General features: G+C 44.1%; 11 protein-coding genes. 7 read left to right on the top strand and 4 right to left on the bottom strand.

The window, feature by feature from the left end; all coding sequences use genetic code 11:
- Positions 1 to 4,574: choice-of-anchor D domain-containing protein (locus H6S82_RS04420; RefSeq protein WP_191056038.1), on the top strand; the 4,574-nt coding region annotated here is incomplete at its 5' end.
- 172 nt (positions 4,575 to 4,746) lie between these two features.
- Here H6S82_RS04420 and H6S82_RS04415 read toward each other — a convergent pair.
- A complete protein-coding gene (locus H6S82_RS04415) occupies positions 4,747 to 5,940 on the bottom strand; it encodes a serine hydrolase (RefSeq protein ID WP_190465979.1) in 1,194 nt (397 codons plus the stop codon).
- A 114-nt stretch (positions 5,941 to 6,054) separates the two neighbouring features.
- Between H6S82_RS04415 and H6S82_RS04410 the strand changes: the two genes are divergently transcribed.
- Together H6S82_RS04410 and iscB are read left to right on the top strand one after the other, a co-directional pair.
- Complete coding sequence (locus H6S82_RS04410) at positions 6,055 to 6,819, top strand: superoxide dismutase (protein WP_190465982.1); 765 nt, start codon at positions 6,055 to 6,057, stop codon at positions 6,817 to 6,819.
- 404 nt (positions 6,820 to 7,223) lie between these two features.
- The gene (gene iscB, locus H6S82_RS04405; protein WP_190465984.1) at positions 7,224 to 8,498 is read left to right on the top strand and encodes an RNA-guided endonuclease IscB; all 1,275 of its coding nucleotides are present in this window, start codon (positions 7,224 to 7,226) and stop codon (positions 8,496 to 8,498) included.
- A gap of 49 nt (positions 8,499 to 8,547) precedes the next feature.
- Here the strand turns inward: iscB and rsmG are convergent, their stop codons facing one another.
- Both rsmG and H6S82_RS04395 read right to left on the bottom strand, forming a co-directional pair.
- Positions 8,548 to 9,303, bottom strand: a complete 756-nt coding sequence (gene rsmG / locus H6S82_RS04400) for a 16S rRNA (guanine(527)-N(7))-methyltransferase RsmG (protein WP_242056817.1) — start codon at positions 9,301 to 9,303, stop codon at positions 8,548 to 8,550.
- Between the two features lie 66 nt (positions 9,304 to 9,369).
- Entirely contained in the window at positions 9,370 to 10,059 is a 690-nt protein-coding gene (locus H6S82_RS04395; protein ID WP_190465989.1) for an energy-coupling factor ABC transporter ATP-binding protein, read from the bottom strand.
- A gap of 150 nt (positions 10,060 to 10,209) precedes the next feature.
- Between H6S82_RS04395 and H6S82_RS04390 the strand changes: the two genes are divergently transcribed.
- From H6S82_RS04390 to H6S82_RS04375, 4 genes are all read left to right on the top strand, one after another.
- Complete coding sequence (locus tag H6S82_RS04390) at positions 10,210 to 11,259, top strand: Sll0314/Alr1548 family TPR repeat-containing protein (protein WP_190465990.1); 1,050 nt, start codon at positions 10,210 to 10,212, stop codon at positions 11,257 to 11,259.
- A gap of 111 nt (positions 11,260 to 11,370) precedes the next feature.
- The gene (locus tag H6S82_RS04385) at positions 11,371 to 11,820 is read left to right on the top strand and encodes a DUF3531 family protein (protein ID WP_190465993.1); all 450 of its coding nucleotides are present in this window, start codon (positions 11,371 to 11,373) and stop codon (positions 11,818 to 11,820) included.
- A gap of 8 nt (positions 11,821 to 11,828) precedes the next feature.
- Entirely contained in the window at positions 11,829 to 12,257 is a 429-nt protein-coding gene (locus tag H6S82_RS04380) for an NUDIX hydrolase (protein WP_190465994.1), read from the top strand.
- A 33-nt stretch (positions 12,258 to 12,290) separates the two neighbouring features.
- Positions 12,291 to 12,680 (top strand): hypothetical protein, encoded by a 390-nt coding sequence (locus H6S82_RS04375; protein ID WP_190465996.1) that lies wholly within the window; start codon positions 12,291 to 12,293, stop codon positions 12,678 to 12,680.
- Here H6S82_RS04375 and H6S82_RS04370 read toward each other — a convergent pair.
- Complete coding sequence (locus tag H6S82_RS04370) at positions 12,616 to 12,993, bottom strand: hypothetical protein (protein WP_190465999.1); 378 nt, start codon at positions 12,991 to 12,993, stop codon at positions 12,616 to 12,618. The two genes, H6S82_RS04375 and H6S82_RS04370, sit on opposite strands and share 65 nt — an antisense overlap.
- Positions 12,994 to 13,122 lie beyond the last annotated feature (129 nt).

The following is a 13,122-nucleotide window of genomic DNA, read 5'->3' as shown; positions in this document are numbered from 1 at the left end:
ACGGTACGCCCGAAAGTTTAGTAACGGTAACTCGTACAGGTAATCTGGATGCAGCTGTCGGTGCGATCGTTTTCTTATCAGATGGTACCGCCAAATCATCCCAGGACTACAACGGCAATCCGATCGAAGTTAACTTCGCCCCCGGAGAGACCGCCAAAACTATAGTTATTCCGATTGTTAGCGATACCATACCAGAAGGGGAAGAAACATTTTACGCCGCCTTGGGTTTCCCCAACAACGGTGCCACCATTGCCCCACCCAAAACAGCCGAAGTCAGAATTATCGATCGCAATAACCCACCATCATCCAACCCAGGTACAATTCAATTTAGCGGCCCTCTCTACGCTGTTGGTGAAGATGGCACACTGCTATCATTAATCGCAGTAAATCGCATCGGTGGCAGTAGCGGTGTTGTGAGTGCGAAAGTTCTCCTAAATGGCGGTAGTGCGATCGGTTCTGCCCCTCCCTTAGTATCCCCCACCGATTACAGCAACAACTTCATCACCGTCACTTGGGCAGATGGAGATACCGCCCCCAAAATTATTAACGTCCCCGTTCTCGACGATAAACTTGTTGAGGGTAACGAAACAGTTAATTTAACCCTCAGCGAACCCACAGGCGGCGTCACAATTGGACAGCAAAGTAATGCCATCCTCACAATCGTAGATAACGACAACAACTCAACACCTAGTATAGGTACAGGCGTTCTCTCATTTACCGCCGCCAGTTATAGCGATAACGAAGGTAATGGCGGCATTCCCAACAAAATCGTCGCCACCGTTCAACGCACAGGTGGCAGCGATGGGATTGTCAGCGTTCAAGCAATAGTAGATAATCCACCAGGCAGCGCTACAGATGGCAGCGATTACATCAACATTTCTCCCATCACCATCACTTTCAACAGTGGCGAAACTACCAAAACAGTCGCCCTACCTATTTTTGGCGATACATCTGCCGAAGCGGACGAAACAATTAATTTGAGATTGGTCAATCCCATCGGTGGCGCAACTCTTGGCAGTCAGCAAACAGCAACTTACACGATTATTAATGATGATGCCAATACCCCCAACAACGCCCCAGAAATTGATGTAGTCGAGAGCAATACAATCATTGCGGATAATACGGGTAACGTTAATTTCGGTACAACTACAGTTGGTGCATCTGTAACCAAAACCTTCACTGTCAAAAATATCGGTAATGCTAATCTTACTCTCGGTGCAATTAACAGTTTGCCAACTGGTTTTACCCTCGTCAATCAGTTCCAAAATACAACTCTAACTCCCGGTAGTACGACAAGTTTTGATGTCAAATTAGATGCCACAAATATCGGTAGTTATAACGGAAGCATTTCCTTTGTCAATAACGATTCTGATGAAAATCCTTACAACTTTAACATCAGCGGTGTTGTCAACGCACAAGCATCGAATCCAGAAATTCAATTACTCGATAACGCTACCGATATTGTTGATGGTACGACAACCCCAATAAACTTTGGCACAACCACTTTAGGTGTACCTATTACTAAAACTTTCACCGTCAAAAATTTGGGGACTACAGCACTTAATTTGAGTGGGTGGACATTGCCAACTGGCTTCAGCATAGTCGGAACTCTACCAGGGATTGTAGCACCCGGAGGTTCATCTACTTTTGATGTCAAATTGGAAGCAATTTCTGGTGGTAATTACCAAGGAAATTTAGATATTGGCAACAATGACGCCAACGAAAATCCGTTTAATTTTGCTATTGCCGGCACGGTAACTCCCGTACCACCAACCAGTCCAGAAATTCAAGTTTTAAGTGACCAAAATAACGATATTGCCGATGGCAGCACAACGCCTTTTGACTTCGGTACGACGCCTCTAGGTGTACCAATTATCAAAACATTCAAAGTCAAAAACATCGGTGGCGCTGCGCTTAACTTAAGCAACTGGAGTTTGTCGAATGGATTCAGTTTTGTCGGTACGCTTCCGGGAATTGTAGGCAATGCTACTGAGAGTACTTTCCAAATCAAATTTGATGCAAATACGACGGGTACTACCAAAGGAGATATCTCCGTTGGCAACAACGACCCCGATGAAAATCCTTTCAATTTTGCTATTTCTGGAACCGTAAGCGGTACGTCAACATCCAAGGCAGAAATTCAAGTTTTGGATGAGCAAAATAACAATATTGTTGATGGTACTACCACGCCATTTAACTTCGGCACAACCAAACTAGGAACAGCGATTACTAAAACTTTCACAGTCAAAAATACTGGCAGCGAACAACTAAATCTCACACTATGGAAATTGACAGACGGTTTTAGTTTTGTTAGCGCTGTTCCCGGAATAGTATTACCCGGTTCTCAGGCTACTTTCAAGTTAAAATTTGATGCAGGTAGTGTCGGGACAACTAACGGAAAGCTAGAAATTGATAATAATGATGGTGACGGCAGTGATGGCATTGAAAATCCCTTCGATTTTGCTATTGCCGGAACGGTAAGCAATTCACCAACAGCAAATCCGGAAATAGACGTTTTCAATGGGGCTACCGGTATCACCGATGGCAGCACAACACCGATAAACTTTGGCACCAGCAAAGCAGGCGAAGTAAACATCAAAACCTTCACCATCAACAATACTGGCAGCGATACGCTGACCTTAAGCGGATGGAAATTGCCAAATGGTTTCAGTTTGGTGGGAAATATCCCTGGTTCCGTAGAACCAGGAAAATCTACAACTTTCCAGGTCAGATTAGATGCAAATAACGGTGGGAACTACAAAGGTTCTTTAGAAATAGGTAATAACGACAGCGATGGCGGCGATGGGGTCGAAAATCCCTTCGATTTTGTCATTTCCGGTACTGTGTTACCTTTACCACCACCAAACGCAGAAATTGAGGTATCGGATCAGCTAAGCAACAACATTGATAGCGCCACGGAAACGCCCATAAATTTTGGCACTACCACAGTCGGTACAAGCCTTACTCAAACCTTCACTATCAAAAATAGTGGCACTGACAATCTCACTCTGGGTAAGTTGAGTTTGCCAACAGGTTTCAGTGTAGTAACGCCTTTTGGCAGTACAACTATAGGAGCCAATCAATCGACAACCTTTACTGTAAAACTTGATGCCAACAGCGCTGGGAATTATACTGGCACAATTTTGATTGAAAACAATGATTCGGATATCGGCGATGGCAAGGTAGAAGATCCCTTTTATTTCCCGATTGCAGGTATAGTACAAACTATACCCGCTCCCGAAATCGTCGTTCTTGATACTAGCAGTTCAACTCCTAATATTCCGGATGGCAGCACAACGCCAATTGACTTTGGCTCTACTCCATTAAACTTACCCAAATCGAAACAGTTTATTGTCATCAACACTGGCAATGCAAATCTTTCCATGAGTAATTGGAAATTGCCAAATGGTTTCAGTTTCGTGGGGACTCCTCCCAGCAGTATAGGACCTGGAGGTTCAGCTACTTTTAGTGTCCAACTGAATGGTCAGAGTGTTGGTGATGTCAGTGGAACGTTACAGTTTGACAACAATGATGGTGATGGGGGTGACGGGGTAGAAAATCCCTTTGATTTCCAAATTAAAGGTAAGGTGAATCCTGCCTCAGTTACTGTGAGTCCATTTACTAAAGATTTCCAGGAGAATAATCTTGGTGTTGGCGCAACCTCACGCAACTTTACTATCAACCTCGAATCTCCTGCACCAGCAGGGGGTGTGACTGTGAATTTCAATATGTCGGGAACAGCCACTGTTGGGCAGGCAAGTGGTAACGATTACACTCTGTCTGGTTCGTCGGGCATGACTTTTACCACATCAGGAACAACTGGTTCGATAACTATCCCACAGAACGCAACCAGTGCCAATATTTTTGCCACTATAATCGACGATTTTACTATTAACGAGCCGGATGAGACAGTGATAATTAACCTCACATCGGTTTCATCGGCAAATTCTGGTGACTTTATCGTAGGAGCGCAGAATTCAGCGCAAAATAACATCATCGATAATGATTGGAACAACTTGTCTACTGTCCTAACTGGAGGTGGTGCTGTTGACTTAATGCAGGGCAACGACAATCTTGTTGACACCATTAATCCCGGCAATGGCAATGATATTATTTCTTGGATGAACGTTCCGCCAATTGGCATCACAGATAAATTTGGTAGTGGTCAATTTCAGGCAGGTGGGGACAGATTCCAATTCACTTCAGCTAATTTCGGAAATATCTCTAGTGTCACGTCCTCATCTGTAACCATTTCAAGTACGGGTGCTGGTGGCACTAATATTAGTGGCAAGAATCTAATTATCTTCCCTGCGAGTATTACCTTTAACAGTGTTGGCGATCTGGATACAACATTGGCTGCCCAAAATGGTACGTCGGCAAATCCAGTTTTCTATATCTACCAGATCCTAGTTGATCCACCTCCAGCTAATCCTGGTCCTAAAATTCCAAATTGGTTTGTAGGTTACGACCCGATCGCAAACCAAGCTGGTACTGTTGGTGGTGTGGATGGTACTGCGAGGAATATCGTACAGGTTGATGCAGGGCCGACAGCATCAAACTTTAATTTTGTGTGAAATCATCTATTTCCTGTCAAGAAACCTCACAAGTTTTTGTAGGTTGGGTTGACGCCAGGAAACCCAACATACAATTCCAAAACCCGTGCAGTACACCCTAATGTTGGGTTTCGCGATAGCGAAACCCAACCTCCAATTCCTTAACCCAGCAGTATTGGAATTTTTCTGTACTTCAATTACCTGAAAAGCGCTGTAACTTCTGTCTGACTGTCTCAAAAAACTGCTTGTCAGTCAGAAGTTGGATTTCAAAATCTTGTTGAACATAGGTTTGCATCAGCTGCAACCACTCATCGGAGGGAATATTTTCAAAGAATAGCGCTACTACTCTCCCCCTTTCGCTATTTTTCTGCTTTGCATACATAGCTTCTGTTACGATACCGGGTAAGCTGCCTCCTTTTGCACTAAGGACATCAAATTTTTCGCGCACAGGCTCATTTTGCATCGGCCATTCTAAATATTCGCGCATTATTTGCGACACGGCTGGCGAAATTAAAGAGTTGGTGTAAATTCGCTCCATTATCTGTGCGTATCCCTTCGCGGTTCCGCCGGGATTTAAAGCTTGTGCCATTGCTTGTTGGTCTTTGATGCTGATAAATTTTAATAGCCCTTTGATTTTTTCATCGCGAAAAGCAGCATCAGTTTTCCACTTTGACATTAAGTTATATACTAAATTAGCATATTCACTTTTACTCATTGCTTGGTAAATTTTTAAGCGTTCTTCTGGCAAAGCCGATATTGCTGTATCGTTCCAACTTAAAAACTGGCCGATGAGGGGAAGCGGTACATCTTCTGAAGGTAACCCTAATACTGATGGCAATTTTTCAATATTTTCTCGTCCCAATCGTTCGATTAAATAGTCAGTGGCGGCGTTGCTGCTATAGCGAATCATTGCACGAGGAATATGCCGCAGGGCAATTTTATTTTCTGCATTCACATATCCTTTTTCTTGAAATTCTTTTAAGGCTTGAGAATGGGCTCCGCCATCTGTGTTGGGCAGGTAATAAACATTGACGGAATTTAGATCGATCGCTTCATCGGGGGAAAGTATTCCTTGTTCGACTTGTCGGGCATATTCTGCTAAAATAAGAATCTTAATTGTGGAAGCCAAAGGCCGTTTCTCTGCATCGCGGTAGAAAATTCCTGTTTCTGAATTGCCAATTTCATAAGCAACTAAGGAAACATTTTCAGGATGAGCGACGATGTATTCCAGCAATTCTGACGGGGTTTTTAACTGAGATGTTGGCTGCATATTTTCCGAGTCGGCAAACACAGGTTCGAGAACGCTCCAAACCGTTTCCCATTGCCAGACTGTTAATGCAGCTAGTAGGAGGAAGAGAAGGCCGATCGAAAAGACGATATACTTCATATATCACTATAGGCTTTATCAAAATTCATCCAAATGTTATAGGCGTCTTAGCCTATACTCTGAGAAAATTAAACCTGCTAACTAAATTGCTCAATTCATTCGCAGGTGCTGCTTATGACTGTCACACGCCGCCATTTCCTCATTTTACTGGGAGCCAGTGTTAGTTCGATTACCGTGGGTGCTTGTCTGGCATCTGGGGATAATATATCGACAGCCGATAATAAATCTACCCCTGGGAGTACGACAAATGTCGCGCAGAACACAGGTACTTTTGAGTTGCCACCTTTACCTTATGCCTACAATGCTCTAGAACCATATATCGATGCTCGCACGATGGAGTTCCATCACGATAAACATCATGCCGCATATGTGAAAAACTTGAACGATGCGATCGCCAAATACCCCGAACTCAAAGGTAAGACTGTCGAAGAATTACTGCAAAACCTGAATACCGTCCCAGAGGATATTCGCACGACGATTCGCAACAATGGCGGCGGTCATCTCAACCACAGTATGTTCTGGCGAATTATGAAACCGAATGGTGGGGGAGAACCGACGGGTGCGATCGCAGATGCTATCAAAACTAATTTTGGCAGCTTTGCCGCCTTTAAGCAACAGTTCAACGATGCTGGCGCGAAGCGTTTCGGTAGCGGTTGGGCGTGGCTGGTACGCACTAAAGATGGCAAACTCCAGGTAACCAGTACAACCAACCAAGACAGCCCGTTAATGGATGGTGCTTATCCTATCATGGGCAATGATGTTTGGGAACACGCTTATTATCTCAAATACCAAAACCGCCGCGCCGAATATTTAGATGCTTGGTGGAATGTTCTCAACTGGGATGAAATCAACAAACGCTTGCAGCAAGCGAATGGTTGAAAATCAAAAGTCAAAAATCAAAAGTCAAAAGTTATACCGAGGCTATCGCCCCGGTTTTTAACATATCCTTTTAAAATGTGGGACAGCCAAATGTTCTAAACTGGGCACCCGTAGCCGGTCGATACTTTTTGATACATTGTGATTGCTGAATTCTCACAGTAGCATAGCTATCCGCTAAACACTGGACAGATCTGGACAACCAGTACATAAAGTGTAGAGATAGCCAGTCTCAGTTCTTAATTGGACTACGTTATTCAGGTCATGGCACCTGCGAGTGCTTTCCAGCTTGTAGCTCTGCCGTTCAGTTTTAAACATTCCTATTTAGCTAAGAAAGTGAACTGAGCCAAACAAGCCTAAGTAACATTGACGAGGAAACAATTACCTGAGCAATCAGAGTTTCAACTATGTCTAATTTTGTTTTTGTAATCGACACCAACAAACGTCCTATTAATCCTGTTCATCCAGCACAAGCACGGCTGTGGTTAACTCAGGGTAAAGCCACTGTTTTTCGTCGGTTTCCATTTACGATCATCTTAAAAACTGCATCAACACAAATAACTAAACCGATTCAGTTAAAAATAGATCCTGGTTCCCAAACTACGGGCATCGCATTAGTATCTGAGGACGCAGTTATTTGGGGTGCAGAACTAACCCATCGCGGTCAAGCAATTAAAGCTAATCTTGAGTCTCGGCGCTCAGTGCGTCGAGTTCGGCGAAATCGTAAAACCCGTTATCGCCAACCACGGTTTTTGAATAGAACTCGTCATAAGGGCTGGTTAGCCCCCAGTCTTGAACACCGGGTACAAACTACTCTGACTTGGGTAAACAGGCTGAGGAAATTTGTACCAATTACAGGCATTTCTCAAGAATTAGTACGGTTTGACACGCAAGCCTTAGTTAATCCAGAAATTAGTGGTAATGAATACCAGAGAGGTGAATTAGCAGGTTTTGAAGTGAAAGAATATTTACTAGCGAAATGGGGCAGAAAATGTGTTTATTGTGGAGCAGAAAATACGCCCCTAGAGATTGAACATATTTTGGCTAAAAGCAGAGGTGGGACGGATAGAGTTAGCAATCTTACCCTAGCTTGTCATCCTTGTAATCAGAAAAAAGGTAATCAGCCGATTGAGAAGTTCCTGAAGAATAAACCAAGTATTTTAAGACGGGTTTTAGCTCAAGCGAAAGCACCATTAAAAGACGCTGCTGCTGTAAATTCTACTCGGTGGGAATTATATCAAAGGTTGCAAGAGACTGGATTGCCAGTTTCAGTAGGTACTGGTGGTAGAACTAAATTTAATCGCGTTAAATTAGGCATCCAAAAGCGCCACTATCTAGATGCGGCCTGTGTGGGCGTGGTTGAGAAATTAACTTTGAAAACTACTAAGCCCTTACTGATTACTGCTAAGGGGTGGGGAATGCGCCAAATGTCTACTACCAACAAATATGGTTTTCCCATAAAACACCGCACCAGACAGAAAGCTTTTTTCGGGTTTCAAACTGGGGATATAGTCCGCGCTATTCTACCGAGTGGAAAGTTTGCGGGCGCTCACATTGGACGCTTAACTGTTCGAGCTACAGGTGTGTTTGAAATGGTGACGGCCAAGGGCAAGATTAGCCCAGTCAGAGCTAAATACTGCCAAATAGTTCATCGAGTTGATGGATACAATTATGCCGCATAGTCCACATTTGTCCACAGTGCGTAAGTCCTGCATAATCTGATTTAAAAAGCTATTTTATTTTTAATTTTACATTTTTTATTTGGTTTGGGGACTCAATTTTCCGCAAGTACAAGCAGTGACGCACGCTTTTGCTCAAGGGAGTTGTAAATTGCTCTGTTGATTCAATTGTACCACCCAGCCGTTCAAGTGTTGCTTGAAGGGAAGAGTTTTCTTCATCTGTCCAGTTGCCGCGATAAAGGATTGCTAAACCACCGACTTTCAGCAATGGTAGTGCATATTCCGCACAGATTGATGCGGAACCAACTGCTCGAATTAAAGCTATGTCGTAGGAAGATCGGTGTTGTCGTTGTTTTCCTAGTTCTTCAGATCTACCAGTCAAAGGAGTGGCGTTTTTAATTCCCAATTCGATTAGGAGAGTTTCCAGAAAGGTGATTTTTTTGCGGGTGGAATCTAGGAGGGTTATCTGCCAATTCGGTTGCGCGATCGCCACTGGCAAACCCGGAAATCCCGCACCAGTTCCTATATCGATAACTTGGGGATTGGCAATTTGAGATTTCACATTTGAGGTTTCAGATTGCATCTTGTCTTCTTCAATTTGCCATCCTAAATTTGCCATCTGCAATTCGTTTTTGATTCCCCGCAAAGAATCCCACAGATGTTTTTCCCAAAACTCGATCGGTTCGGTGATGCGAGTTAAATTTAACTGCTGATTTCCACGACAAATCAGTTCGTAAAGACGTTGAAATTGTTGTTGCTGTTCGGCATTCGGTTGCCAATTTAAGGTTTCCTGCCAAACAGAAGTCATCTCCGGCAACATTTTGAATTTTAGATTTTGGATTTTAGATTTTAGATTGGTAATTGGCGATCGTAACTATGAACTGGTTACTGGGAATTCGCCAGGAGATCTCTGTTCTGCCGATTTGAGTGTCGCTGGATCGACAGACTTTAGTTCGCCGCGATCGAGCGTCCAGCACTTGTCAGCTATACTCAACAAATCGCCAGCATCGTGGGTCACCACAAACAAAGTCCAGTGGCTTTTCAGTTTAGCTAATAAATTCACCAGCTGACGGCGCATTGACCAATCCAGTCCAGCCGTAGGTTCATCCAACAACAGCAGAGGCGGCTGACGAATCAGCTGCACCGCTAAAGCAAGGCGTCGCTGCTGACCGCCGCTTAAGGAATTGGGAGAAGTGTTCAACGATAAATGTTCCAGTCCCACTTCTGTTAAAGCTTCCCTGACTCGCTGGGAACCCAATTCTGGATGTCCCAGCCGCAATTCCTCTAAAATAGTGCTGCCGCAGAAATGCCGTTCGGGAAACTGAAATACCAAGCCACTTAATTGTTGCAGATCGTCGGCGATGAGTTCTCGATCGCGCCATAAGACTTTGCCAGATGTGCTTTCACTCAGTCCAGCCAATATTTCTAATAAAGTGCTTTTGCCAGAACCGCTGGGGCCGATCGCTAGCCCCATAGACTGTGGTGCTAATTCCAGGTTAATGGATTTTAAGATTGCCGTTGGGGTAGCTGGAGGGTGATAATTCAGGTCTCGTAGATAGAGCATTCAGTAAAAAACACAAACCGTACTGTCCCCATTTTGGCAGACTTGTCGAGTGCAACGCTAAACTGGAACGGGAAATCGACCTTTGCGTCAAAGGTGGGTAGATGCCCAAACCTTTGGCATCATTTAATTTAGCTTTTCAGCTTTGAGGCGATGATGGATTTGTTTCCTACTGCCAAACTGATTGTTGCTGCCTTCACCAGCGCGTACCGCAAGCACCTCGCGCTGCGTGGTAGATGGCATTTTGTCGGTGTTGCTGCGATCGCACTCAGCTTGTGGCCAAACCCCATCTTAGCTGGAGATCCCTTTCGCAGCAGTAGCCCCAAACCAATTGGAAACAGCACTGAAGCTGCTTTTAAGGCTCTGTTTAAAGAGGGAAACTATAAAGAAACAGCAGAACGTTACCTGCCAGAAGCTGAATCTAAAGAGCCAAACGAGCCGATGGTTTATGCTTTGAAGGCATCTTTAGCTTACACTGATTGGCAGGGAGATAACAAAAATAAGGCTTTGCTGGAATCGTTGAAAACCTACGCCGCTAAAACTCGCGAAACCGCTGCAAAGTTAAAACCAACCGACCCTTTGCGCGGCAATCTCTACATAGCTGCGGGTCACGCTTTGGAGGCTGCTGCTATTGTGGGCGAAAATGGTACTGTTAAAGGTGCGCCGCAAGCTTTAAGCAAGTTGCAGGAGGTGTACCGGGAATTGGATGCGGCGGAGAAAATTAACCCGAACGACCCGGAACTGAATTTGCTTAAAGGCTGGATGGATTTGCTCATCGCGGTCAATTTACCTTTTACCGATCCTCAACAGGCGATCGAACGTTTAGAAAAAGCAGCTCCGCCCTATCTAGCTTATCGCGGCATGGCGGTTGGATATCGGGATCTCAAACAGTATGACAAGGCGTTGCAATATGTCGATATCGCGCTCAGAAATACGCCTGACAATCCAGAGTTACAATACCTAAAAGCGCAAATTTTGGTGGGACTGGATCAAAACCGAGAAGCTAAGGAATATTTCCAAAATGCCTTGACAAAATCGGCGCAATTACCCAAAGATTTGGTCGCACAAGTTGTACGCGAACAGTGCAGAAACCAAGTGAGCATCGATCGCAAAGAGCGCAATTGCAGTGCGATGCGAAATCAGGTCAAACAGATGGATGGCAAGTGGGGCCCGATCGCCAGCCAGTTACCCAATTTAGATTAAACAATCTCATAGAATGACACAGGAAAACACATCAAATTATCTCTTTACCTAACCCCTAGCCCCTTTTCCCTCTTTCCCTAGCCCCTAGCCCCTAACCCCTAACCCCTCTTTATGCAAGTTCAATTCCGCGAGTACAATCAGTTCGATCTGTGGATATGGTTGGAGTTCAGTACCGTTCCTTCATATTCAGAAAAACAGTATCTGGAAGAGGTTTTCGATTCCTGGTTTTTCTTGGGGAAACTGGGAGGATTCAATGCTGAAAATCTGCAAGTTCAAGATACCGGTTTGGAACTCAGTTACATGGATTATGACGAAAATGTAGCTGATGAAAGTTTGATGGCGCTGATGCACAATATGGGCGAGTTTGAGTATTTGGGAAGGTGGGCGCGTTGCTGGTTTGATTTGGGAACTAGCGATGCGATCGCAATCGATATCCTGATTAACGCCCTCAAACAATTGAGCAAAGAATACGTTACAATAGAAAGATTGTTTATTGGCGGCGAAAATGAAGATTGGCCGATTGAACAAAGACACCAAGCTTCTGTTTACGATGGTAATTAACGAAAAATATGCACAAAGAAGGTGAAATCAGGGTTTTGTGTTTGGGAGCGATTAAAGATGGCGATCGCGTCTTTATGGGTGAAGGCTACGACCCCGTGAAAGAGGAACATTTTTATCGCGCATTGGGTGGTGGTGTAGAGTTTGGCGAAACCAGCTACGCAGCTTTAAAAAGAGAATTTCAAGAAGAAATCCAGGCAGAATTAACTAATATCAAATATTTGGGCTGTCTGGAAAGCCTTTTCACTTTCAACGGCAAGCAAGGTCACGAAATTTTGCAAATTTATCAATGCGACTTTGCCGATCCAAAATTTTATCAGATGGACAATATAGTGTTTGCTGAAGGAAAGCGAAAGAAAACTGCCCTGTGGGTAGAAATCGAGCGGTTTAAGTCGGGAGAATTGAAGTTAGTACCAGATCAATTTTTGGATTATTTGTAAAGGGGTGATTTTGATAAAAGGTCAAAGTTTAACATGATTAGCTTTTATAATCTTATCCAAAAAATCAAACAAAGACCTTCGCTTTACTTGGGTAAGCGTTCGAGCGGTCATCTGCAAGTTTTTTTAGACGGCTATACTTTCGCTCGTCGCGAACTCGATGTGCCTCTTACAGAAGAAGAGCGCGATTTTGAGGATTTTCAAGAGTGGATAGAGAAGCGGTTTAACCAGCCTTCGACTCAATCGTGGGAGCGAATAATTTTGTTTTATTCTGAAGACGAGAGGGATGCTTTGGATAAGTTTTTTGACTTATTTGAAGATTTCAAGAATCGGCATCAGAAATTAGAAATTGATGAAATAGCTAAAGCAGAGGATCGAGAGGGTGACAAAAATCGTTCGCGCCTTGGCGCATCACGTACATCATGACAGGCGTTGCCAATAAGTCAGGACAAAGATTGGACGTTGCCAAGTAGGGTACAATTTCGGCAAAATTACCGTTTAGCAAATCGTCGCGCAATTCGCGTCGGCAGATGAGGGAGCGACATTTTCGTGCTAAAATACCCAACCAGTCAGAATTGGCGATTTCTGGTTGCTGTCCGGCGCGGATGGCGAGGGCGATCGCCGCATCTTCCAAATCTCCTTCGCAATCCTCAAGAACTTGCAGAGCTTGTAATGCGCTGGGATAATCTGCTAATTGAGAACGAAAATGTGCGATCTCTTCTTGTGTAACTTTAGTCATACGGTTCCCCTCGCAACGAGCGCACCCGGCATAGAATTCAGTAGGCAATTACCATTTTGCCAAAGCTGGCATCATAAAGCGATCGCAGCAGATACAAAATAGGAAATATATCGCTCGATATAACTTATC

Origin of the sequence: Planktothrix sp. FACHB-1355, assembly GCF_014748295.1 — a bacterium.
GTDB lineage: Bacteria > Cyanobacteriota > Cyanobacteriia > Cyanobacteriales > Aerosakkonemataceae > Aerosakkonema > Aerosakkonema funiforme_A.
This window is presented reverse-complemented; position numbering and strand designations above follow the sequence as displayed.